Source organism: Microbacterium sp. Cr-K32 (assembly GCF_000708345.1).
Taxonomy (GTDB): domain Bacteria; phylum Actinomycetota; class Actinomycetes; order Actinomycetales; family Microbacteriaceae; genus Microbacterium; species Microbacterium maritypicum_A.
Window position 1 is genome coordinate 93,770 of the sequence record NZ_JARD01000026.1, and the last position, 21,611, is coordinate 115,380.

The window sequence follows — 21,611 nt, forward strand, 5'->3', positions numbered from 1 at the left end:
CCGCTCAACGCTCCGCGTCGCGACCCGGCGGCTCGACCACGATGGGGTCACCGGGAGGCGCGTCGACCCGGACGGTATCCCCCGGCTCCGCGCCGGTCACCGGCGCGTCGGTGATGGTCAGATAGGGCGTCTGCCACCTCGTGAACCGCGCCTCGAGCACCGACGAGCCGACGACCCCGCCGGAAGCCCCGTCGACGTCATCGATCCGCGCTTCGATCCCGGATTCCGCTGCCGCGTCGAGAGATGCGCACGCCGTCAGATCGACGGCGTCGACGACGAGGCACTTCTCGATCTCGCCCTCGTGAGAGAGACGGTCACCGACCCACACCGGGGCCGTGCGGAAGTAGCCCACGATCTCGATCGTGAACGCGAACCCCTCATCCACCAGTTCCTCTGCCCGCGTGCGCTCGCCGCCCGCGAACTGCGACGGCGCGGTGGAGGGCATCGACCAGTGCTGGAGCACGACCATCGGCTCCCCCGTCGTCGAGACGAGCATCGTGGCGTTCACACCCCCTACGCCACGCGGGTCGCCGTCCGGGTCGTCGTCCGGCGCGGCGAGCGGCACGGGAAACGACACGCTCAGGCCGCGTCCGGTGTCGGCGACCGGCAGACAGTTCGACTGCGACTGTTCGCCCGCATCGAGGATCACGCACACGATGCTGCCGTCGTCCTTGGTCGCGTACCACGCCAGGGCCTCTTCGTCCCGAGCGACGGCGCGGATCGAGCCGGGGTCGAAGTCGGCCGCGGCGAGCACCTCTCGGCGTTCCTGCTGCGCTGCCGTGAGCGGGATGCTCCCGTCTCGTGGCGCGAAAACGGCCCCACCGATGGCGGTACCGAGCGCCAGAAGCAGGACGGCGAGCGCCGACACGCCCCACCGATAGCGCCGAAGGGCACGGCGAACCGCGCCCCATGACCGTGGCGCATCCACCGGCTCAGACTCAGGCGCAGGCACAGGCACCGACTCAGGCACCGGCACCGGCACCGGCACAGGCACCGGCACCGGCTCAGGCTCAGGCTCAGGCGCATCCACCGGCTCAGACTCAGACAGAGGACGCTCCGGGCCGATGCTCACCGCGAGTGGCTCCGCAGGAGTCGGCGTGCTCGTCGACATCGCGGATCGTCGAGCATCCTCGAGCTCGCGCAACCGCCGGATCTCGTCATCCGTCACCACACCGTCGCGGGCGTAGGCCCTGCGCCGGAGCGCGCGGAGCTCGTCGGCGTCAGCCTCCCCCTGCACGGCCAGCACCCCCCTCACGCCTGATCGTCAGAGAGGAGTTCCCGTTGCTCGCGGTCGGAAGCTCGAGGCGCACGAGCTCGCCGCTCGCATCGTCGAGCACGTTCAGCACCAGCGTGGCACCCTGCTCCTGCATCGTGAGTGCATCCGCGCAGACGCGCGGGAAGCGGTCGTCCGAGCCGTCGTAGATCAGGCAGGTCTGGAAGCCCTCGAGCTCCATCCCCGTCCACACCGGCACCTCTCCGTCGTAGCCGATGACCCAGAGCGAGTTGATCTCGAACCCCTGCCCGGCGATCCGCTTCGCCTTCTCCGCCTCCTCGGCGTTCTCGTAGATGACGCCGTTGGTGGTGCCGGGACCGTACTCCGACGTGTGGACGGCGACGGCGGGCTCCCCGGAGGGGGCGAACATCAGCTGCACATTGAGCTCGCGTCTGATCTCGTCCTTCGACTCCAGCGTGACCGCGCCGAAGAGCCCCGTCCTCTCGACCGTCTCGGTACGCTCGCAGGTGGGCAGGGCCGACGGGGATGTCGCCACGAGCAGGCACGTGCTCTCTCCGTCGTCCTTGGTCGCCGCCCAGATGACCGCGCCCTGTTCCACCGCGAGGGCGCGCAGGGATCCCTGATCGTAGCGCCCACCCGCGATCAGGGCGCTCTGCCATTCCTGCTGCTGCGCGCTCAGGGCGACCGATGCGGTGCCGGATCTGCCGAAGAGCATCCAGCCGCACCCCACACCGACGACCAGCAGCACCGCGACGGCGATCGCGGCCGCCCGCCAGTGCACGCGCAGCAGTGGGAGGACGCGCGGGGCGATGTCGTGCGAGGCTGCGTCGGCCGACGCCCCCTCCGCAACAGACGTCTCCGCATCCGACACCTCGGCGGCGTGCGTGCCCTGGCGCTCGGTTCCGGCGTCCGGGAGATCGACCGGGGATCGTCCAGCCGCCTCCGACGCGGCGGAGGTCACGGCATCGACGGGTGACGCCTCGCCGTGCGGCGCGATCGGACGCGCGACCCGGCGCTCCTCCAGCTCACGCAGTCGAACGGCATCGGCGTCGGTGAGGGACGCTTCACGCCCATAAGCCCGCGCCTGCAGGGAGCGCAGTTCCTCGAGCTCCGCCGCGTCCAGCACCGGTCAGCCGAGTCTCTCGAACTGCATGCCGGCCCAGACCAGCCAGCCCAGGCTGTAGACCGTCGCGCAGAGACCGAGCACGAGCGCCCACCGCGCGATCGCCCGGCTCTCGACAGGGCGACGCAGCGACATGATCGCCGCGATCACCGAGACCACCGCGACGGGGATGCCCCAGCCGACGAAGAACGATGCCCCGAGAGCCACGATCGCGGCCAACAGCGCCCAGGGAGCGAGACGGGTGTCGTCGATCGGCACGGATCCCGTCGACGGCTCCCACTCCGTGTCATCGGGCGCATCGATGTCCGGACCGGTCGCGACGACCGGTTCGATGCCGACAGGCCCGGTCGGCATCTTGGTGTAGCCGTCACGGCGGGCGCCGGGCAGACGAGCGTTCCCGGCCGGATGCTCGACCTCGCCGCTGGGACGTTCGATGCGCGCCGCCGGCGTCGTCGAGGGTGTCGCCTCGGGAGAGCCGGAAACGTCGCTCATGCCGACACCGCCTCCGCGATCTGGATCTCGGTCACGGGAAGCGTCGAGTCCGCACCGAAGTCCAGGGTGGACGGACGGCGGCCGGACGAGATCAGCTCGGCGGCGAGCGCCGCGATCATCGCGCCGTTGTCGGTGCACAGGGACAGTGGCGGAATGCGCACCGTGACCCCCGCGGCTCCGGCCCGTTCCAGAGCGACCTCACGCAGACGCCGGTTGGCGATCACGCCGCCTCCGAGCAGCAGCCGCGGCACACCGAGGTCGGCGCAGGCGGCCAGCGCCTTCGTGACCAGAACGTCCACCACCGCTTCCCGGAAGCTCGCAGCGACATCGGCGACCGGGACCTCGACCCCCTCGGCTTCACAGCGCTCGACCCAGCGGGCCACCGCCGTCTTCAGCCCCGAGAACGAGAAGTCGTAGCGGTGCTTCGCCAGGTCGGAGGCACGGGACAGCCCGCGGGGGAACCGGATCGCGTTCGGGTCGCCGTCGGCCGCTGCCCGGTCGATCTCCGGTCCGCCGGGATACGGCAGCGACAGCAGACGGGCGACCTTGTCGAACGCCTCTCCCGCCGCGTCGTCCATCGTCTCCCCCAGCAGCTCGACGTCGGTGGTGAGGTCGCGCACATGCAGCAGCGAGGTGTGTCCACCGGACACGAGCAGCGCGACGGTCGGATATTCGAGCGGAGCGGAGTCGGCGGTGAGGATGTCGGCGGCGATGTGCCCGACCAGATGGTTCACCGCGTACAGGGGCTTGTCGAGCGAGACCGCCAGGCCCTTCGCCGCGCCGACGCCGACCATCAGGGCGCCGGCGAGCCCAGGGCCGCTCGTGACGGCGACCGCGTCGAGGTCGTCCAGGCGCACATCGGCCTCGGCGAGTGCCGCATCGATCGCCGGCTGCAGCGCCTCGAGGTGCGCTCGCGCGGCGACCTCGGGCACGACGCCGCCGTATCGCGCGTGCTCGTCCATGCTCGAGGCGATGGTGTTCGAGAGCAGGGTACGTCCGCGTACGATGCCGATGCCCGTCTCGTCGCAGCTCGTCTCGATGCCGAGGACCAGCGGTTCGCTCATGACTTCGCCTCCTCGGCCGTGGTGCCCGGCACCGGGTGACCTGGCAGTTCTCGACGCATCACGATCGCATCGACGTCGTCGGGCTGATAGTAATGCGGGCGGCGGGCGATCTCTTCGAAACCCTCGGCCCGGTAGAGCCCCTCGGCAGAGGGGTTGTCGGCCCTCACCTCGAGGAAGATCTCGCGCGCACCACGCTCCGAGGCCGCCGCGAGCAGCGCCCGCAGCAGCGTCCTGCCCCGCCCCTGGCCGCGGTACTCGGCGAGCAACGCGATGGTCTGGACGTCGGCGTCGGCGCTTCCCTGCAGGGCGCGCACCCCGCCGTACCCGACCACCGCCCCCTCATGCTCGTCGACCAGGTACCGTCCGTGCGGGCTCGCCAGCTCGGCGGCCATGGTCTCCGAGCTCCAGGCGTCGGACGGGAACGAGCGGTTCTCGATCGCCATGATCGCGTCGAGGTCTTCGACGGTGGCGTGGCGAAGCGTCATGTGCCCACCTTCTTCGGGGCGCCGGGGAGCGTGACGTCGGGGTGACGCATGTAGAGAGGCTCGTCGCCGGCGAGGGTGCGACCGGCCGCGAGCGCGCGTGCGCCGACCCGCGCCAGATCCGTCCCCGAGAGCGTCGCCACATCGATACGTCGGATGCCGTCGAGGTGCGCGTCGGCCTCTGTGGCCCGCACGAGCACGGTGTCGGAGACGGTCACCGGGATGCCGTCGTCGTCGAGGCCGTGGAACACGGTGATGGCGACCTCGCGGCGGCGGGCGTCCGTCACGATCGCGAACGGCGCGGTCACGGCGTCGGTCTCGAGAGCGGTGAGTGCTGCCGCGAGATGGCTGGGGACGGGGATCACCGGCAGTCCGCGCCCGAGGGCGAAGATGCGCGCTGCGGCGATGCCGATGCGCAGCCCGGTGAAGGGACCGGGTCCCATGCCCGCGACCACGTGGGTGATCTGGGCATCGCCCGCCTCGTGGAGAGCACGGACGAGGAGGTCGCCGATGACCTCGGCATGGCCGAGCGGGTCGACGGCACCGGCTTCGGCGCGGCGCGTCCCGTCGGCATCGATGAGGGCGACAGCCGTGCCCAGGGAAGTATCGACGGCAAGGATCACGACTCCAGATTAGCCGCCGCCGCCTGAGGAGAGCGGCCGACGGGAGCCCAGGTCCGGGGTCAGCCGAGCGGGGCGCGCAGCGGGTAGTCTTGATCCTCGAGGATCACCTGCGATGCGGCTCCCGTCGTCCGGTTGACGATCACCGGGGCGAGGAGATTCACGCTCACCCCCTCAGCGGACGGATGGGCGACCACGAGGATCAGCGCGTCATCCGGCGATCCCAGCGCAAGCCCCTCCGCCTGCTCGTCGGTCAGGGTCGGCGCGTACTCGCTCAGGACGCTCCGGGGATCGACGAGGTAGAGGCGCAAGGCGGAGTCGTCGACGGCGCGCATCGAGAAGAGCCCGTCGGATCCGTCGACGGGTGCGAGCGCGAAGTCGACGTGGGGGGCGAGTCCCGGCGGCGGGGCGAGGAAGGTCAGTGCGGCGGTCATCGGAGGAAGTCCATGAGCGAGGGCTGGAGGACGCGCGCATTCACGGCGAGCGCCGAGCGGTACACGAGCTCCTGTGCCTGCAGGCGCACGAGCACCTCGATCGAATCGACGTCCTCCACCGCCGTCCTGCGGGACTCGAGGGACACGGAATTCTGCACTGCCGCCTCCTTGGCGCGTTCGATCTGAGCCTGTCTGGTGCCCACGGAGCCCTGCACCGCGAGCATGGCCGTACGGCGACCGTCGATCTCGCCGAGACGGGGACCGACGTTCGTGCCGGATCGGAGGTCGGCGACGATCTTGTCGACGAGGGCGAAGACCGAGTGGTCTCCGGTGCCGTACACGGCGGCGCCGTCGGTGTCGACGCGGACGGATGCCGCGTCCGACACCCGTCGGGTGACCTCGGCTCCGGGCACCCCGCTGTGACTGTAATCGGCAGCGAAGGCCGCGGTGTCGGAGGTACCGGCGAACACGGAGCGTCCGAGCAGCCGGGTGTTGGCCTGGGAGAGGAGCTCTTTGCGGATGCCCTCGAGCTCGACGGCGAGGGCCTCCTTGGCGGTGGCGTCGAGCGCGCCGTCGTTCGCGCCCTGGGCGGTGAGGTCGCGGACGCGCCCCAGCAGAGCCGTGCTCGCGGTGATGGCCGTGTCGGCGGCGGTGACCCATGCCAGGCCGTCGTCGATGTTGCGGGCGTACTGCTCGGTGCGGCGCTGCTCGGCATGCAGTGCCAGTGCGGCTGCCGCGGCTGCCGGATCGTCGGATGGGGCGGCGAACGCGCGCTGGGACGTCGCCTGCTCCTGCAGACGCGCCAGCTCGGAGAGGTTGGACTGCAGCTGGCGCATGGCCGTCTGCGTCATCGCGGATGACGTCACTCGAGAGATCACGGTGCTCCTTCGCTCAGCGTCCGACGAGACCCGTGCGGTTGATGAGCACGTCGAGCGCCTCATCCACCGCGGTCATCACGCGGGCTGCGGCCTGGTAGGCGGTCTGGTAGGTGAGCAGGCTGATCGTCTCCTCGTCGCCGTCGACAGCCGCGACCGACTGCTGTGCGCCGACCGCGGCGACCGCAGCGGAATCGGAGAGCTTGGCGCGCTGCACGTCGGCGGCCGTCGCGACGCCGAACCGGGTGACCTGATCGGACCAGATCGCATCGGGAGAGCCGGCCCGCCGGCCGATCTGGGAGATCAGGTCGGCGTTCGTCGCGTCCAACGCCCCCGACCCCGGGGCGGCGAGCGCCAGTTCGGAGGCGGATCCGACCGCGACCTTCAGACCGAGCGCTGCGGATCCGGTGGCGGGGAGGGTGAAGAAGTCGCCGCCGGCCTGGCCCGTGGAGGTGACGCCCGCCCGGTGCTGCGCGTTCATCGCGTCGGCGAGGGCCGTCGCCACCGTGTCGTAGGTGGCCGCGAGTCCGGCGAGCATGCCGCCGTCGGCCGCGGGTGCCAGAACCGAGAGCGAGGCGCCGAGCTCACCGCCGTCGATCGACACGGGGAGATCGGGCGCGGACGCCCAGGAAAGGCTGAAGCGCTGACCGGAGTCGATCGAGGCCGGGCCCGTCAACACGAGATGGCGGGCGTCGGAACCCGAGACCAGTGCGTTGCCCCCGAGGCGGACCGTCATCGTGCCGTCGGCCTCGATCGTGGCCGCTGCCCCGGACATCCTCGCCACGTTCTGCGCGAGGACGCTGCGCTGATCCATCAGCTCGTTCGCCGAGCGACCGGAGGCGAGCGCGTCGCGGATCTCGTCGTTGAGCACCGCGATCTGGTCGGCGGTCGCATTCACCTGCGAGACCGTGCGATCGGCGGAGTCGCGGGCGTTGCTCCATTGCGTGGCGACGTTGCGATACCCGCCGGCGATGTGCGAGGCGAGCTCCTTCGCCGATTCGAGGATGCTCGATGCCGCCGCACCCGAATCCGGGGTGTTCGCGAGATCCTGCCAGCCGGACCAGAACTTCGACAGCCGCGCCGCGAGTCCGTTCGCGGTCGGCTCGGCCAGCGATGCCTCGATCGTGGTCGCGGCCACGGCCCGGGTGGACCAGTACCCCGAGGCACCGAGGGCGTCACGCACCCTGGCGTCGAGAAGAGCGTCACCCAGTCGCGCCACCCCGTCGATGGACACGCCGTGCCCCGGGAGGGCACCGACGCTGAAACGGCCGGTCTGCGCGATCGCGGCGACCGCGGAGGTCGTCACGCGCTGGCGCGTGTATCCCTCGGTCTTCTGGTTGGCGATGTTCTGCCCGACCACGTCCATGCCGCGCCGGGCGGCGGCCAATCCGCTGGCCGCCGTGTTCAGTCCACTGAAGGTCGACATGATCCCCTCTCGGTCACATCTCGGTGTCGATGATGCGCGCAGCGTCGTCGCGTGCGCGGTCACCCTTGGTCGTGTACTCGCCGGTGTCGTGTCCGAGTGCGGCGATGGTCTCCTGCGTCGCGCGGAGCACGCCGCTGAGCTGCTCGGCATTGGCGTCGCGCATCTGCTCGACCTCGGCGGCGAGCTTCGTGAGCGCGCGCAGGTGGTCGGCGAACACCTCCTGCCATGCGCCTTCGGGGGCGTGCGCGATCAGTTCGCGGATGGTCGTCGCGTCGGGAGCTCCCCACTCCTCGGCGACGGTCGCGACCTCGACGGTGCGGGCGAGCCCCGCGCCACGCAGCCTGTCGAGTACCTGATCGATCTCGCGCGCGGCAAACTGGATCCATTGGGATCTTCCGGCGGCGAGCAGCAACTGCTGCTCATCGAGTTTGAAGAGCAGCATCTCGAGCAGTTCACGCTCGCGCCACAGCTGTATCGATAGTTCGTTGGCTCCCATGATCCCCTTTTCCCCAGTGATCGCCCCGCCTGACAACGCGGCCAAAGGTCACTATCGGCCAGCGCTCGCCTAACGTTACTATGTGGAACGGCGATGGACAGTTCTCCCCATGTACAGATCACGAGAAGTGTGATATGTGCATCTGTTCATCTCCTCGGAACTTCCGGAGTGCATCCAGAGAGGTGGATCATCCCCCATGTCGTCGCGCGCTGAGCGCAATCTGCTCATCGAGAGCAACCTCCCTCTGGTCGGATACCTCGCCGCCGAGACCCATGCCCGTGCCACCCACATCCCCCGCGACGAGCTCGCCGCCGTCGGAGCGCTCGCGCTCGTGACCGCGGCCGAGGCCTTCGACCCCGAGCTCGGAGTGCCCTTCGGCGCCTATGCCCGTCGTCGCATCCTCGGCGCCTTCGCCGACGAGATGCGCTCGATGGACTGGGCCTCCCGGGGCATCCGCAAACGCATCAAGGAGACCGTCGCCGTCCGCGAGACCCTGACCGCCGGTCTCGGCCGGACCGCCACGGCGACCGAGGTCGCCACGGCGATGGGCGTTCCGAAAGAGGTCGTCATCGAAGCGCTCGGCGATGCCGCCAGGACGCTCACCACCATCGACGATCCCTCGGCCCGGGACGTCGCCGCCGACATCCCCCTCCCCGAGGAATCCGCTCTGGTCGGGGAACGGCGCGAGGTGCTCGAACAGGCCGTCGCCGCCCTTCCCGAACGGATGCGCCGGATCGTGCAGGCCGTCTACTTCGACGAGCGTCCGGTCAAGGAGATCGCCGAAGAGCTGGGCGTGACGCACTCGGCCGTGTCGCAGCAGCGGTCGGAGGCGATCCGGTTGTTGCGCGACGCCCTGGATCGGTTCTTCGCCGAGGGGACCGCACCGACCACCACGACGCGGGTCTCCGCCGGCGCCCGCGATGCCTACTTCACACGGATCGCCGACGTCGCGGGTTCCCGGATCGCCGGGGTCTTCCGCGATCCGGCACCCGCCTGAGTCGATTCCCATACGCACGGCTAACGCCCGCGTCCCCTCCGCCGATAGGTGTGACCGGGAGACCACGGATGGTCTCCCGCACAACACCATTCACGGAGGAGAACCCTTATGGGTATGCAGATCAGCACGAACGTGTCGGCCCTCAACGCCTACCGCAACCTGTCCAACACCCAGAACGACCTGTCGAAGTCGCTCGAGAAGCTGTCCAGCGGCTTCCGCATCAACCGCGCGGCCGACGACGCTGCAGGCCTCGCGATCTCCGAGGGCCTGCGTTCGCAGGTCAACGGTCTGAACGTCGCGGCACGCAACGCCCAGGACGGCATCTCGGTCATCCAGACCGCGGAAGGCGCCCTGACCGAGGTCCACTCGATCCTGCAGCGCGTTCGCGACCTGACCGCTCAGGGTGCGAACGACTCGAACAACGCGAAGTCGCGCGACGCGATCCAGAAGGAGATCAACACCCTCGGTGATGAGCTCACCCGGATCGCCGGCAGCACGAACTTCAACGGCATCAAGCTGCTCTCGGGTGGCGACACGCTGACGTTCCAGGTCGGTGCGGGCTCCGTCGCCGCCGAGGACCAGATCTCGGTCGCCCTGACCGACTTCGCCACCCTCGGTGCCGACATCAAGACGCTCGCGGCGACCATGACGGACGCGGCGACGTACGGTACCGCACTGGCGGGCATCGACACGCAGATCCAGGCGGTCTCGACCGCACGTGCCGGCTACGGTGCGCTGCAGAACCGCTTCGAGTCGACCATCAACAGCCTCAACGTGTCGGCGGAGAACCTCGCCGCTGCCGAGAGCCGTATCCGCGACACCGACATGGCGTCCGAGATGGTCAAGTTCACGTCGAAGAACATCCTGTCCCAGGCAGGTACGGCGATGCTGGCCCAGGCCAACCAGGCCAACCAGGGCGTGCTCCAGCTCCTGCGCTGAACCATGCCATAGGGTCCGGGCGCCCACCGGCGCCCGGACCCTGTCCGCTCCCGACCTGGAAAGGCGACCATGTCCCTCTCGCTCGACGGCCTCGTCTCCGGCCTGAAGACCACCGAGGTCATCAAGGCGCTGATGGATGTCGCGGCCATCCCCCGTTCGCTGCTCAAGGCGAAGATGGATGACAAGAACGGCATCGTCACCCAGCTGCGGACGCTGAACACCGCCGTGCAGAACCTCGCCACGGCGGCGGAGAAGGCCGCGACGCGCGACGGGCTGGCCCGCTTCACCACCACGTCGTCCTCTCCCACGGTCACGGTCGCCACCCGCGAGGGTGCGGCGCCGCTCGCGGCCGACATCGTCGTCGACAAGGTCGCCAAGAACCACACCATCGTCTCGGCCGCCTCCAACGGCTGGCCCGTCGACCCGCCCGTGATCACCCTCGAGAACGCGAAGGGCGAGCGCGTGCAGGTCACGGCCGACTCCTCGTCCATGCAGGATGTCGCGCGGGCCGTGAACGAAGCGGGCTTCGGCATCGTCGCCGCGGCCGTTCCCGCCGGACGCGACGCCGACGGCAACCCCATGCACCGCCTGCAGCTGCGTGCCGCCGATTCCGGGGAAGCCGGACAGTTCCGCGCCTATCGCGGAGACACCGCGGCGGTCGCTGCGGGCACCGCCTCCGACATCTCCACCGAAGCAGGAGCAGCCGTCATCGACGTCGGCGCCGATGCGCAGGTGCGGCTGTGGGCGGGCACCAGCGCCGAGCAGGTGCTGACGTCGTCGAGCAACACGTTCACCGACCTGTTCGACGGCGTCGACGTGACCGTCTCCGCCGTCTCCGCGGCCCCCGTCACCATCGGCGTCGCCGTCGACACCGCGGCACGCACCAAGGCGTCCGCCGACTTCATCGCCGCCGTCAAGGACATCCTGACCCGCATCGACAACGGCTCGAAGGCGACCGTCGCCGCCAAGCAGGGCGACAAGACCACACTGGGCGTCTTCACCGGCGACAGCGCGGTCCGAGGACTCCGCACGGCCCTCGCCGACGCGGTGCAGCACCCCGTGAACGGCGTCTCCCCGTCGTCTATCGGCATCTCGACCGACATGTACGGCGTGCTCAGCTTCGACGAGAAGAAGTTCGCCGAGGCACTCGCGAAGGACCCCGACGCGGTCGCCGGGCTGTTCTCCGACATCGCCGCGCGGGTGCAGGACACCTCGAAGGTCTACTCCGACAAGTACGACGGCCTGCTCACCACGCGCATCACCGGCCAGGAGAGCGAGGTGAAGGGTCTCGGCGAGCAGATGGAACGCTGGGACGTCCGCCTCGCGCAGCGCAAGTCCACTCTCGAGCGCACCTACGCCCGCCTCGAGGTCATGCTGTCGCAACTGCAGTCGCAGTCCTCGTACCTGTCGTCCCAGATCGCCGCCCTGCCGGGCTCGAGCTCGAACTCCGGGAAGTGAGCATGAACGCCGCCCTGCGCGCCCAGCAGCGCTACCGTGACGACGCCGTGCTGTCGGCACCGCCCGAGCGTCTCGTCACGATGCTCTACGACCGCCTCCTGCTCGACATCGAACGCGGAGAGGTCGCCCAGCGCGCCGAGGACTGGGAGGAGGCGAACGCCCAGCTGCAGCACGCGCAGGCGATCGTCTCGGAACTGTCCTCGTCGCTCACCGACGACTGGAACGGCAGTGCGGGTCTGCGCTCGCTGTACGTGTTCCTGTCGCAGACGCTCATCGGGGCCAACATCGGTCGCGATCCCGAGCGCACGCACGCCTGCCACGAGATCATCTCCCCCCTGCGCGACGCCTGGCACGAGGCCGCGCGCACGGTGGCCGAGGCGCGGGCGTGAGCGTGGAAGAGTGGACCTCGCTGCTCGACCGACTCGAGCAGGAGGCCGAGCAGATCCTCGACGCCGCCCCCGGTGCCGCCGCCGAGGCCACCCTCGCCCCATGGACGCCGCCGCGCACGCCGCTTCCCCCTTCTCTCGCCGACCACGCCCGGCGGGTGATCGACCTCCAGCGCTCAGCGATGGACCGTGCCCGTTCCGACCTCGACGGCATGCGTCGGCATCTCGGCGCCGTGAGCCGCATCCCGAGCACGCGCCGTCCCGAAGAGCCCGCCTACCTCGACGTCGACGGGTGAAACCGCTTCCTAACATCGCGGACGACCCTGCCGATAGAGCAGGGCGAGCACGGATGGCTCGCAAGACTCGGCCATGGATCGGCCATACCAGCCACACACGGGGAGCCGGTTCGTGTTCGATTCTGTGACCATCAACGCACTGACGAGTGCGCTCGACGGCCTCGCGCAGCGCCAGCGCGCGATCTCCGACAACATCGCCAACATCAACACCCCGAACTATCACGCCAAGCGCGTGCAGTTCGAAGAGGCGCTCGCCCGCTCGATCGATGCCGGCGACGGACGGGTCGGCGCGACGGTCGGCACCTCGCTCGAGCCCACGCGCCTCAACGGCAACAACGTCAACCTCGACACCGAAACCCTGTCCAGCATCGACACGATGCTGCGCTATCAGTTCGCGACGCAGGCCGTGAACGGATCGTTCACGTCGATGCGCACCGCGATGAGGACCTCATGACCTTCGACGCCATCGGCATCGCCGGCACCGGCCTGACCGTGCACCGCAAGTGGCTCGACGCCATCAGCGACAACATCGCCAACATCAACACCGCCGCCCCCAGCAACGGGGCGGCCTTCCGCGCCAGGTACATCCTCGCCCAGACGAGCGATCAGTCCCCGGGCGTGTACGTGGCCGGAACCGCGCAGGGCAGCGCGCAGGGACGCCTCGTCCATCAGCCCGACCATCCTCTCGCGGACGCGGACGGCTACGTGCGCTACCCCGACATCGACCTGGGTGACCAGATGAGCCAGCTCATCCTCGCCCAGCGCGGCTACCAGGCGAGTGCGGCCATCGTCGACCGCGCACGCAACTCCTACGAATCCGCCCTCCAGATCGGACGCAGCTGATGGCCTCACTCCCCGGCATCGAAGCCATCTCCTCCGGTTTCACGCTCGCCCCGCCCGCCCCCGCGACGACCAAGGCCGCCGACGACACCGCCTTCGCGAGCAGCGTGACCGGGGCCATCGACGAGCTGCGTTCGCTGCAGTCCGAGTCCGACAAGCTCAAAGTCGCGGCCGTCACCGGCGACCTCGACGACATCCACTCCGCGATGATCGCGTCCTCGCGCGCATCCGTGACCCTCGAACTCGTCGCCGCCGTGCGCAACAAGGGTGTCGACGCGTTCAACGAGATCATGCGGATGCAAGCCTGATGCCCCAGGCCGTCACGAACGTGTTCCAGCGCATCGGACGCGTGATCGCGGGCTTCTCGCTCGCCCAGCGCACGATCGCGATCATCGGCGTCGCCGTGCTCGCCCTCGGTATCGTCGCGCTCTCCAGCTGGCTCAGCCGCCCGACGTACACGCCGCTGTTCTCCGGCATGAGCGCCTCCGACGCGAACGCCGTGGTCGAACAGCTGCGGTCGTCATCGGTGCCGTACGAGCTCGCCGACGGAGGAGCGACCGTCCTCGTCCCCGAGAAGGACGTCTACGACCAGCGGCTCGCCGCCGCGTCGGCAGGGCTCCCCGGCACCAGCTCCAGCGGATACTCGCTGCTGGACAAGATGGGCGTCACGACGAGCGAGTTCCAGCAGTCGGTGACCTTCAAGCGGGCCATCGAGGGCGAGCTCGCCGCGACGATCTCCTCGATCAAGGGTGTGACCGCCGCATCGGTGCAGCTCGCGATCCCCGAGGAGAGCGTCTTCGTCTCGGAGATCGTCGATCCCACCGCCTCCGTCTTCGTGGAGACCTCCGGCAGCTCGACGCTGTCGCCGAAGCAGGTCGAGGCGATCGTGCACCTGACCTCTGCCGCGGTCAGCGGCATGAAGCCCGAGAACGTCGCCGTCGTGGACCAGAGCGGGCAGACCCTCTCCGCCGCGGGCGTCGGAACCACCGGCGGCATCGACCAGCAGGCCAGCGACTACGAGGCGCGGGTCACCGCGAACGTGCAGCAGATGCTCGACACCGTCGTCGGGCCCGGCAACGCCAAGGTGACCGTCGTCGCCGAGATCGATCACTCGGTCAACGAGCGCGTCGAAGAGACCTACACCCCGGCCGAAGGCGCTCCCCCGCTCACGGAGCAGACCAGGACCGACCGGCAGAACGGCTCGAGCTCGAACGCCGGCGTGCTCGGCCCCGACAACATCGCCGTCCCGTCGGCCGACGGCGACGGAACCTCCGAGTCCACCGAGACCTCGAAGACCAACGCCGTCAACAAGAGCACGCAGAGCACGTCCACTCCCGCCGGATCGCTGCTGCGCCAGTCGGTTTCGGTCGCGGTCGACGCGGGGGCGGGCGGTGACCTGAGCACCGCTCAGCTGAGCGACCTCGTCGAGAGCGCCGCCGGTATCGACACCGAACGCGGAGACTCGATCGCGGTCGAGCTCGTCTCGTTCAACCAGACCAGCTCCGAAGCGGCGCAGGCCGCGCTCCAGGCCGCGAAGGACGCCGAGGGGGCCGCACGTCAGGCCGCGCTGCTGAACACGATCATCATCGCCGCCGCCATCGCCATCCCCCTGCTCGCCGGCCTCGCCGCCCTCATCATCCGTGCACGCCGACGCAGCAGCGCCGACACCGAGTTCGACCAGCTCTTCGGCGAGCGCCCGCCCGCGCTCACCGTCCTCGATGCCGGTGCCACCGCGGCGATCGACCAGGCGCCGACCACTCCGCTCGCCTTCCTCGAGACGACTCCCGACCCGGAGCCGGAGCCCGACCCGGAACCCGCGCAGGTCAGCCTCGAGCGCCGCCGCGCCGAGATCGACTCCCTCACCCGGCAGGACCCGAAGCGCACGGCCGACCTGCTGCGGACCCTCATCGACGACAGGCAGCAGGTATGACCGGACTGACCGACAGGCAGACGGCGGCGGTCGTGCTGATGAACCTCGATCGCGCGCAGGCGATCGAGGTGATGAAGCACCTCTCCGAATCCGAGGCGGAGGCCGTCGCCGCCGAGATCATCGACCTGCAGAACCTCGATGCGGCGACCACAGCGCAGGCTCTCGGACAGTTCCACCGGATCGCCTCGGGCCACCTGCCGCCCGCCCGTGGCGGCCGCGACATCGCCGCAGGACTGCTGGAGGCGACGTTCGGCGCCGAACGTGCCGCCGCCGTGCTCGGCAGAGTCGGTTCCTCCTCGATGACGTCGTCCTTCGAGTTCCTCGGATCCGCCGACCCCGCGCAGCTGGCGACCCTTCTGGACGGCGAGCTCCCGCAGACCGTCGCCCTGGTGCTCGCCCACCTGCCGACCGACCGCGCCGCCGCGGTGCTGGCCGCCCTTCCCGACCCCACCCGCACCGATGTCGCGCATGCGATCGCGACGATGGGAACCGCATCGCAGGAGGCCATCGCGATCGTGGCGGATGCGCTCAAGGCGCGGACCGGGACGTTCGCCGCACGCGACACCCCCGAAGTGCTCGGCGGTGTGGAACCGCTCGTCGAGATCATCGCCCGCTCCGGGGCGACGGTCGAGAAGGCCCTCCTGGCGAGCATCGAGGACAGGGACAGTGCCCTCGCGGAGGACATCCGCTCGCGCATGTTCACCTTCGCCGACATCGTCAAGCTCGACGACCGCGACACGCAGCGCGTGCTGCGGGGCATGGACATCCGCTCGCTCGCCCTCGCGCTGAAGGGTGCGCACCAGCCCATCGCCGACCTCATCCGGCGCAACGTCTCCGAACGGAACAGGGAGAACCTCGACGAGGAAGCCCGCACCCTCGGCCCGGTGCGTGTGTCCCAGGTGGAGGAGGCCAGAGCCGAGATCGTGCGCACGATCCGCGCGCTCGAGGCGGCCGGCGACATCACCGTGCAGCGCGCGGACGAGGACGAGTATGTCTACTGACGCCTTCTCTCCGGTGCTGTTCCCGCGTCTCGACGGACGCGGGAGCGGAGAGGAGCATGCCAGGGCGAAAATGCGCGGCTATGCCGACGGACACGCGGAAGGCTTTCGCGCCGGCCGCGCCGAGGCGGAGGCGGCACAGCGCGTGGCGGAGGAGGCATGGGCCGCCCGTGAGGCGGTCGAAGCCGGAGAGGTCGCGCGCGCGGTCGCCGTGCTCCACGCCGCCGCTCGGTCGCTGAACGAGCGCGAACGCGAACTGACCACGGCCGCGCAGGACCACGTGCTGCGGTGCGCGATCGAGCTCGCGGAGCTGATCGTCGCCGGGGAGCTCTCCGATGCCGGCGCCTCCGCCGCAGCCGCCGCGCGACGAGCCGTCAGCGGTGTCGACCCGTCGGAGATCCGCGAGGTGCGCCTGCACCCGGACGACCTCCGGACGCTTCGAGGATCGGCAGCCGAACCGGCCGGCATCGCGCTCATCGCCGACGACACGCTCGCCCGGGGTGACGCCATCGCGACCCTGCCCCACGGGCACATCGACGCCCGCGTCGCCCGTGCGCTCGAGCGCGCCCGCCGCGCCCTCGCCGAGGCCGGTGCATGAACGCCTGGGACGCGGTGCGCGAAGCGGTGCGACCGGAGCGTGTCGGGGAGGTCTCCCAGGTGCGCGGGCTGAGTGTGCAGGTGCGCGGACTCGAGGGAGCGGTCGGCGACGTCGTGGCCCTCGACGGCATCGATGCCGAGGTCGTTGCGATCGGCGAGGGCGGACTGCGATGCATGCCGCTCGCCCCCGTCGCCGGCCTCACGGTCGGCGCTCCGGCGCGCGCACGCGGAGGGGCGCTGCGTGTACCGACCGGTACCGCGCTGCTCGGACGGGTCCTCGACGGGCTGGGGCGCCCGATCGACGGGAAGGGGCCCCTGACCGGTGCCGTCCCCGTGAGCCTCGACCATGCTCCGCCCTCGATCATGGGGCGCGACCGGATCGACTCGCCTCTTCCCCTCGGCGTACGCGCGCTCGACACGCTCGTGAGCGTCGGACGCGGGCAGCGTGTCGGCCTCTTCGCCGGCTCCGGTGTGGGCAAGTCCTCGCTGCTGTCGATGATCGCGCGCGGCACCGAGGCGGAAGTCACCGTGATCGCCCTCGTCGGCGAGCGCGGTCGCGAGGTGCGCGAGTTCATCGAAGACGATCTGGGACCCGACGGGCTCGCCCGCTCGGTCGTCGTCGTCTCGACCTCGGACCAGCCTGCCATGGCGCGCATCCGTGCGGCCTACACCGCCACGCGGATCGCCGAGGCGTTCCGCGACGACGGCGCCCACGCGATCCTGATGATGGACTCGCTCACCCGCGTGGCGATGGCGCAGCGGGAGATCGGCCTCTCAGCCGGGGAGCCTCCCGCCACCCGGGGCTATCCGCCTTCGACGTTCTCCCTCCTCGCCGGCCTGCTCGAGCGGGCGGGCACCGACACCCGCGGCTCGATCACCGGCATCTACACCGTGCTCGTCGACGGCGACGACCACAACGAGCCCATCGCCGACGCCGTCCGGTCGATCCTCGACGGTCACGTGGTGCTCGATCGCGCCCTCGCTCTCTCCGGTCACCATCCCGCGATCGACGTGCTCGGCTCGGTGTCACGGGTGGCCGGCAAGGTCACCGCTCCCGAACGCCGGGCGCATGCGGCCACGCTGCGCGCCGTGCTCGCGGCGCGGCGGCGCGCGAACGATCTCATCGACATCGGCGCGTACCAGGCCGGGGCGGACGCCCGCATCGACGCGGCGGTCGCCCACGAGAAGGCCATCAGCGCCTTCCTCACCCAGTCCCTCGACGAGACGAGCGAGATCGGCGAATCATGGCGGCGGCTGGACGAACTCGTCACGGCGTTCGGAGGAGTCTCATGACGCGGTCCTTCTCCCTGGCCGGTCTGCTGCGCGTACGCGAGATCCAGGAGCGCGCGGCGGCTCAGCGGCTCTCGCGCGCCGTGATCGACGCCCAGCACACCGAGGCCCGCGACCGCTCGCTGCGCGCGCACCTGTCGGGCGTCGGGAGCGAGGCCGTCGACGTGCGCTCCCTCGCCGCCCTCGCTGCCGCCCGTGTGGCCGGCCGGACCCTGCTCGCCGACCTCGCGACGCTTTCGGAGATGCAGGAGCAGACGGTCGATCAGGCACGAACCGAGCACGCGGACGCGCGGCGAGCGATGCGCGGACTCGACAGGCTCGCCCAGGCGCACGCACTGCAGGTGCGGGCCGCCGAGCTGCACGCGGAGCAGGCCGAACTCGACGAGATCGGCGCGCGCGCCCAGACGGACAGGGAGGGCCAGGCATGACGTCTCTCGGCATCGTGGATCTGCTCGGCGCGCGGACGAATCGCGCATCGGGTACACCCGTACACTCCCGGCAGGTCACGCCGGGAGCTGCGGCATTCGCCGACGTCATCCTGGATGCCTCGCGCGCCTCGACCGATGCTCTCGCCGGATCATCCGCCGCGTCGTCTGCCGCGTCGTCTGCCGCGTCGTCTGCCGACGGATCATCTGCCGGCGGATCATCGGCGGACGGTTCGGCGTCGGACGCGCCGATCCCGTCTCCCCCGGCTGTCCTCCCTGCGCCCACGCCGAGTCACCCGGCGTCTCCGGATGGTGCCGTGGTCGGCATCGACGGCTCTGCGGCCCGAGCCCCCCTCGTGCCGGGGCCTGCGCCGGACGGCGCGGATCCGACGACGACCGCCGAGGGGACACTCGAGGACGAGGCCGGTGCCGCAGGGCTCGCCACGCACACCGTGTCGAACGGCGCTCCGGTTTCTTCGTCGGCGGCCCCGGCAGCGGCCCCCGCGAACACGCAGACCCCCGCGCTCGCGACGTCGCAGAGTTCCACCCCCGGACCCACGGTCGCTCCTGTTCCGGGAGGCGTCGCGCCTGCGGTGACGGCCGCGATCGGCACGGCCGGCCACGCAGCGCCGTCGGCGAACCCGGCTCTTCCGAGCGTCCCCCGCATCAGCGTCGGTGGGAATCCGACCCCGACCGTCCTCGACGGTCCCGGAGCCCCGATCCCGACAACCCGGACAGGAACGTCGGAGACGTCCGCGACCGTCGGCGACAGCTTCCCGGATGCCGCGACATCCGCTGCTGCGGCGACCTCGACTCCCGTCGCTACGGCGTCTCCCTCGCCGACAGCCACGCCGACAGCGACGCCGGGTGACGCGGCCCTCCCTCCCGTGGGCACCACGCCTGCCCCTGCGCCCGTGACCTCCGTGGCGGCTCCGGTCGCGGTCCCCACCGCCCGGCCCGCGCTGCTCCCGCAAATCGCCGCGCCCGTGGTGTCGCTCGCCCAGGCTCCGGACGGCGACCACAGCCTCACCCTGACGGTGTCCCCCGAGAACCTCGGTCCCGTGACCGTGCGGGCGCACATCTCCGGCGGTGCCATCCACATCGAGCTGCACGCGCCGAACGACCTCGGCAGAGAGGCGCTCCGTGCGATCCTCATCGACCTGCGCCGCGACCTGGCCGCTGCGGCACCGCACGCCTCGCTCCTGCTGTCGGGCGCGGACGACGGCCCGGCGTCGTCGAACCCGCAGCATTCCGCCCCGGGCAACGGCACCGGTTCCGGGAACAACGCCGGTCCCGGGAGCAACGGCGGTTCCGGGAACGGCGCCGCCGGGACCCACGGCGGCCAGCCGGGAACCGGCACGGGTCGCGACGCGAATGCCCTGCCCACCACGCCCGACGGCGCTCTGCCGACTGATCCGTCGTCACCCGCAGACCCCGCCTCTCCCCCGTCCCTCATCGCGCCGCACGGCGGCATCGACGTCTTCGCCTGATCCGAGAGGAACCCATGACCACGGTCGACCCCATCTCCGGCACCATCCCGCCCTCCGGCGTGCAGACGGGCAGCACCACGCCCCCGACGGAGCGCAAGAAGACTCTCGACTCCGAGGTGTTCCTGAAGCTGCTGGTCACACAGCTCACGAACCAGGATCCGAGTTCGCCCATGAACACCAACGAGATGATCTCGCAGACCACGCAGCTGGCCTCGATGGAGCAGTTGACCGCGCTCACGGCGACCTCGACCGAGAGCTTCGCGCTCAGCATGCGCCAGACCGCAGCCGCTCTGATCGGCCATGAAGCGCAGTACGTCGATGAGAAGGGTGTCACGCAGAAGGGCATCGTCACCTCGGTGTCCTACGCCGGCGCCGTGCCCCTCGTCACCATCGGCGACGCCTCCATCCCGCTTGACGCCGTCTCCGGCGTCGCCCTCGCTCCCCGTTCGCAGTCCTGACCAGTCCCTTCCAGAAAGGCATCACCATGCTCCGCTCTCTGTTCGCCGGAATCTCGGGTCTGCGTTCGCACCAGACCATGCTCGACGTCACCGGCAACAACATCGCCAACGTCAACACGACCGGGTTCAAGGCCTCGGCCGTGCAGTTCCAGGACTCGCTCTCGCAGCTCGTGCGCAACTCGATGATGCCGCAGCAGGCCGCCGGCGGGCAGAACCCCGCCCAGGTCGGTCTCGGCGTGCAGGTCGCCGGCATCAGCACGAACTTCGCCTCCGGGGCTCCGCAGCCCACCGGCGTGCCGACCAACCTCATGATCGCCGGCGACGGGTTCTTCGTCGTGCGCTCGGGTGGCGAGACCCTGTACACCCGCAACGGCGGCTTCTCGTTCGACGCGAGCGGCAAGCTGGTCTCGGCGGACGGCGCTCTCGTGCAGGGTTGGACGGCCCAGAACGGAGTGATCGTGCCCGGTCAGGGCATCGGCGACATCCGCCTTCCGGTCGGAGCGCTCAGCCCTGCCACCGCCACCACCACCGCCCGCGTCACCGGCAACCTGCCCTCCGGTGCCGCCGTCGGCGAGCAGCTGGTGCGCGACATCAAGACCTACGACGCCGAGGGCACGGCCACGTCGCTCCGTCTCACCTTCACCCGCACCGCCACGGGCTGGAACGTCACCGAGCCCGGAGGCACCAACACCGCCCTCACGTTCACCGACGGCAAGCAGCCGGCGGCCTCCTCCATCGTCTCCGGCGGTGTCACGGTCGACCTCTCGGCGGTCACCGGGTTCGCAGACGTCAGCGATGTCGCGATCAAGGAGCAGAACGGCAAGCCGGCCGGCACGCTGAGCTCGTACGCGCTGATGAACGACGGCAGCCTCGTCGGCACGTTCAGCAACGGCGACACCGAGGTGCTCGCCCGCGTCGCACTGGCAGGATTCGTCAACCCGGGCGGACTCGAGAAGGCCGGATCCTCCCAGTACCGCCCGAGCGGGAACTCCGGAGAGCCGACGCTCGGTCAGGCCGGCACCGACGGGCTCGGCGGCATCATCAGCGGCGCGCTCGAGATGTCGAACGTCGACCTGTCGCAGGAGTTCACCAACCTGATCGTCGCGCAGCGCGGCTTCCAGGCGAACGCCCGCATCATCACCACCAGCGACGAGGTGCTGCAGGAGCTCACGAACCTCAAGCGCTGACCCCGCCCTCGCACATCACGTCTGCGTCGTCGCTCTCACCCGCTGCGGGTGAGAGCGACGACGCATCCCCTGGA

Annotated in this window: 26 protein-coding genes; 16 read left to right on the forward strand and 10 right to left on the reverse strand. The window is 70.4% G+C overall.

Annotated elements, in window-relative coordinates:
• Positions 1-4 precede the first annotated feature (4 nt).
• The 10 genes from GZ64_RS19180 to GZ64_RS0113080 are packed head-to-tail and all read right to left on the reverse strand — an operon-like array spanning position 5 to position 8,246.
• Positions 5-1,255, reverse strand: coding sequence for a hypothetical protein (locus GZ64_RS19180; protein WP_156040320.1), 1,251 nt, complete (start codon positions 1,253-1,255; stop codon positions 5-7).
• A complete protein-coding gene (locus GZ64_RS0113040) occupies positions 1,221-2,360 on the reverse strand; it encodes a hypothetical protein (protein WP_029267002.1) in 1,140 nt (379 codons plus the stop codon). The genes GZ64_RS19180 and GZ64_RS0113040 overlap by 35 nt, the downstream gene beginning before the upstream one ends.
• 3 nt (positions 2,361-2,363) lie before the next feature.
• Entirely contained in the window at positions 2,364-2,849 is a 486-nt protein-coding gene (locus tag GZ64_RS0113045) for a hypothetical protein (protein ID WP_029258611.1), read from the reverse strand.
• Entirely contained in the window at positions 2,846-3,913 is a 1,068-nt protein-coding gene (gene tsaD / locus GZ64_RS0113050) for a tRNA (adenosine(37)-N6)-threonylcarbamoyltransferase complex transferase subunit TsaD (RefSeq protein WP_021198920.1), read from the reverse strand. Before tsaD ends, GZ64_RS0113045 begins: the two co-directional genes overlap by 4 nt.
• Positions 3,910-4,398, reverse strand: a complete 489-nt coding sequence (gene rimI, locus GZ64_RS0113055; RefSeq protein ID WP_029258613.1) for a ribosomal protein S18-alanine N-acetyltransferase — start codon at positions 4,396-4,398, stop codon at positions 3,910-3,912. The genes tsaD and rimI overlap by 4 nt, the downstream gene beginning before the upstream one ends.
• Positions 4,395-5,018 (reverse strand): tRNA (adenosine(37)-N6)-threonylcarbamoyltransferase complex dimerization subunit type 1 TsaB, encoded by a 624-nt coding sequence (gene tsaB, locus GZ64_RS0113060; RefSeq protein ID WP_029267004.1) that lies wholly within the window; start codon positions 5,016-5,018, stop codon positions 4,395-4,397. The genes rimI and tsaB overlap by 4 nt, the downstream gene beginning before the upstream one ends.
• Before the next feature lie 59 nt (positions 5,019-5,077).
• Positions 5,078-5,449 carry a flagellar assembly protein FliW gene (locus GZ64_RS0113065; protein ID WP_021198923.1) on the reverse strand — a complete coding sequence of 124 codons (372 nt, stop codon included), beginning with the start codon at positions 5,447-5,449 and terminating at the stop codon, positions 5,078-5,080.
• Positions 5,446-6,327, reverse strand: a complete 882-nt coding sequence (locus tag GZ64_RS0113070) for a flagellin N-terminal helical domain-containing protein (RefSeq protein WP_029267006.1) — start codon at positions 6,325-6,327, stop codon at positions 5,446-5,448. Before GZ64_RS0113070 ends, GZ64_RS0113065 begins: the two co-directional genes overlap by 4 nt.
• 13 nt (positions 6,328-6,340) lie before the next feature.
• Positions 6,341-7,750 (reverse strand): flagellar hook-associated protein FlgK, encoded by a 1,410-nt coding sequence (gene flgK, locus GZ64_RS0113075; protein WP_021198925.1) that lies wholly within the window; start codon positions 7,748-7,750, stop codon positions 6,341-6,343.
• Between the two features lie 13 nt (positions 7,751-7,763).
• Positions 7,764-8,246: a flagellar protein FlgN gene (locus GZ64_RS0113080; RefSeq protein WP_021198926.1), complete on the reverse strand. Its 483-nt coding sequence runs from the start codon at positions 8,244-8,246 to the stop codon at positions 7,764-7,766.
• A 196-nt stretch (positions 8,247-8,442) separates the two neighbouring features.
• Between GZ64_RS0113080 and GZ64_RS0113085 the strand changes: the two genes are divergently transcribed.
• From GZ64_RS0113085 to GZ64_RS0113160, 16 genes are all read left to right on the forward strand, one after another.
• Positions 8,443-9,243, forward strand: a complete 801-nt coding sequence (locus GZ64_RS0113085) for a sigma-70 family RNA polymerase sigma factor (RefSeq protein WP_029267007.1) — start codon at positions 8,443-8,445, stop codon at positions 9,241-9,243.
• A 108-nt stretch (positions 9,244-9,351) separates the two neighbouring features.
• Positions 9,352-10,182, forward strand: a complete 831-nt coding sequence (locus GZ64_RS0113090; RefSeq protein ID WP_021198928.1) for a flagellin N-terminal helical domain-containing protein — start codon at positions 9,352-9,354, stop codon at positions 10,180-10,182.
• Positions 10,183-10,251: 69 nt separating this feature from the next.
• Positions 10,252-11,640 carry a flagellar filament capping protein FliD gene (fliD, locus tag GZ64_RS0113095; RefSeq protein ID WP_029267008.1) on the forward strand — a complete coding sequence of 463 codons (1,389 nt, stop codon included), beginning with the start codon at positions 10,252-10,254 and terminating at the stop codon, positions 11,638-11,640.
• 2 nt (positions 11,641-11,642) lie between these two features.
• The gene (gene fliS / locus GZ64_RS0113100; RefSeq protein ID WP_029258619.1) at positions 11,643-12,029 is read left to right on the forward strand and encodes a flagellar export chaperone FliS; all 387 of its coding nucleotides are present in this window, start codon (positions 11,643-11,645) and stop codon (positions 12,027-12,029) included.
• Positions 12,026-12,322 (forward strand): hypothetical protein, encoded by a 297-nt coding sequence (locus GZ64_RS0113105; RefSeq protein ID WP_029258620.1) that lies wholly within the window; start codon positions 12,026-12,028, stop codon positions 12,320-12,322. The genes fliS and GZ64_RS0113105 overlap by 4 nt, the downstream gene beginning before the upstream one ends.
• A 112-nt stretch (positions 12,323-12,434) precedes the next feature.
• Positions 12,435-12,776: a flagellar basal body rod protein FlgB gene (locus tag GZ64_RS0113110; RefSeq protein WP_021198932.1), complete on the forward strand. Its 342-nt coding sequence runs from the start codon at positions 12,435-12,437 to the stop codon at positions 12,774-12,776.
• Positions 12,773-13,165, forward strand: a complete 393-nt coding sequence (locus GZ64_RS0113115; protein ID WP_021198933.1) for a flagellar basal body rod protein FlgC — start codon at positions 12,773-12,775, stop codon at positions 13,163-13,165. Before GZ64_RS0113110 ends, GZ64_RS0113115 begins: the two co-directional genes overlap by 4 nt.
• Positions 13,165-13,470, forward strand: a complete 306-nt coding sequence (gene fliE, locus GZ64_RS0113120) for a flagellar hook-basal body complex protein FliE (protein ID WP_029258621.1) — start codon at positions 13,165-13,167, stop codon at positions 13,468-13,470. The genes GZ64_RS0113115 and fliE overlap by 1 nt, the downstream gene beginning before the upstream one ends.
• A complete protein-coding gene (gene fliF, locus GZ64_RS0113125; RefSeq protein WP_029267009.1) occupies positions 13,470-15,092 on the forward strand; it encodes a flagellar basal-body MS-ring/collar protein FliF in 1,623 nt (540 codons plus the stop codon). The genes fliE and fliF overlap by 1 nt, the downstream gene beginning before the upstream one ends.
• Positions 15,089-16,093, forward strand: coding sequence for a flagellar motor switch protein FliG (gene fliG / locus GZ64_RS0113130; protein WP_029258622.1), 1,005 nt, complete (start codon positions 15,089-15,091; stop codon positions 16,091-16,093). Before fliF ends, fliG begins: the two co-directional genes overlap by 4 nt.
• Entirely contained in the window at positions 16,083-16,688 is a 606-nt protein-coding gene (locus GZ64_RS0113135) for a FliH/SctL family protein (protein ID WP_081859756.1), read from the forward strand. The genes fliG and GZ64_RS0113135 overlap by 11 nt, the downstream gene beginning before the upstream one ends.
• Entirely contained in the window at positions 16,685-17,980 is a 1,296-nt protein-coding gene (locus GZ64_RS0113140) for a FliI/YscN family ATPase (RefSeq protein WP_029258624.1), read from the forward strand. The genes GZ64_RS0113135 and GZ64_RS0113140 overlap by 4 nt, the downstream gene beginning before the upstream one ends.
• Entirely contained in the window at positions 17,977-18,405 is a 429-nt protein-coding gene (locus tag GZ64_RS0113145; RefSeq protein WP_029267013.1) for a hypothetical protein, read from the forward strand. The genes GZ64_RS0113140 and GZ64_RS0113145 overlap by 4 nt, the downstream gene beginning before the upstream one ends.
• Positions 18,402-19,892, forward strand: coding sequence for a flagellar hook-length control protein FliK (locus GZ64_RS0113150; protein WP_029267015.1), 1,491 nt, complete (start codon positions 18,402-18,404; stop codon positions 19,890-19,892). Before GZ64_RS0113145 ends, GZ64_RS0113150 begins: the two co-directional genes overlap by 4 nt.
• A 14-nt stretch (positions 19,893-19,906) precedes the next feature.
• Positions 19,907-20,350, forward strand: coding sequence for a flagellar hook assembly protein FlgD (locus GZ64_RS0113155; protein WP_021198940.1), 444 nt, complete (start codon positions 19,907-19,909; stop codon positions 20,348-20,350).
• 26 nt (positions 20,351-20,376) lie between these two features.
• On the forward strand, positions 20,377-21,537 hold the full coding sequence (locus GZ64_RS0113160; RefSeq protein WP_029258627.1) for a flagellar hook protein FlgE: 1,161 nt from the start codon (positions 20,377-20,379) through the stop codon (positions 21,535-21,537).
• Positions 21,538-21,611 lie beyond the last annotated feature (74 nt).